1 protein-coding gene is annotated in these 1,203 nt (G+C 59.4%); it reads left to right on the plus strand.

All coding sequences use genetic code 11. From position 1 onward, the window contains the following. Positions 1-766: RNA-guided endonuclease TnpB family protein (locus DVK07_RS19340; RefSeq protein WP_147441237.1), on the plus strand; the 766-nt coding region annotated here is incomplete at its 5' end. Positions 767-1,203: the final 437 nt, after the last annotated feature.

Genomic DNA, 1,203 nt, shown 5'->3' on the forward strand with positions numbered 1-1,203 from the left:
TAAGAAGGAGCCAACTGGGGACTGGTTCGCTTCATTCGTTGTCGACGGGAAAGAGACACCTGAGAAACCAACCGATCCAGATCGGTGCGTTGGTATCGACGTGGGGATTCTCAAGTATGCCCACGACACCGATGGGTACGCCATCGAAAGTCCCGACTTCAGCGACGAGCGCGAACGATTGGAACGCGCCCAACGCGACCTTTCGCGGAAGGAACACGGCTCTACGAATTGGGAGACACAACGACAAATCGTGGCGGAACGCCACGCTGATCTCAAGCGAAAGCGCCGCGACTTTCTCCACAAGCTGTCGAACTACTACGCCACCGAGTACGACTTGGTGGCTGTTGAGGACTTGGATGCGAAAGGGCTGGTCGAACTCCCCAGAAACTCACGAAATCGGGCGGGAGCGGCGTGGGGAATGTTCCTGCGGATGCTCGAATACAAGTGTGAACGTGAAGGGACGCACTTCGTCGCCGTGAACCCGCGCGGGACGACAAAGGAGTGCGCTTCCTGTGGTGTGAAGACTGAGAAACCGCTGTGGATGCGCGAACACTCCTGCCCGGCGTGTGGATTTGAAGCGGATAGAGATGCGAACGCGGCGTGGAACATCCTTTCTCGTGGTCTTAAAAAAGTAGGAGTGGGATACTCCGAATCAACGCCTGTGGAGACTGCGCTCCCTGTGGATACGCCTGTATCTGCAAAGCGCGTCGTGGAAACAGGAAGCCCCACCCTCAAGGAGCGAACGGCGTCAGCCGTGAGCGAGTAGGGTGGGGTAGTTCACTCGAGACGAACTTGAATTACGCTGGACCGTCACACATGTTTATATATTTTGAAATTACTGATAAAACGTCACCATGTCGGGACGTGCGGATCAAACGGACCGACCCCAGAACGAACAGAGGACCCGGCGCGGTCGGGAAAGGCGTGAACGCCGGGGGCGTCAAGCCGAGAGACAGGGGAGAAGGCTGTCCGGACGGTCACGGCGCCCCGTCGGTTCCCGACGGCTCGGAAACGCAGGCCGGAGCCTCCTCTCCGTGTCGGGGATTGCGCTGCTGACTGCGACGAAGGCGGCCGACGCTGCCACGACGGCGGTCGGACTCGTGTACGTTCCCGGGGTCTACGAGGCAAACACCGTGGTGGCGCTTCTGCTCCACCGAATGGGGGTCGTCACCGGGCTACGCGTCACTCCCGTCGCGGTCATTG

The sequence above is a fragment of the Halorubrum sp. Atlit-26R genome (assembly GCF_003666015.1).
Classification (GTDB): domain Archaea; phylum Halobacteriota; class Halobacteria; order Halobacteriales; family Haloferacaceae; genus Halorubrum.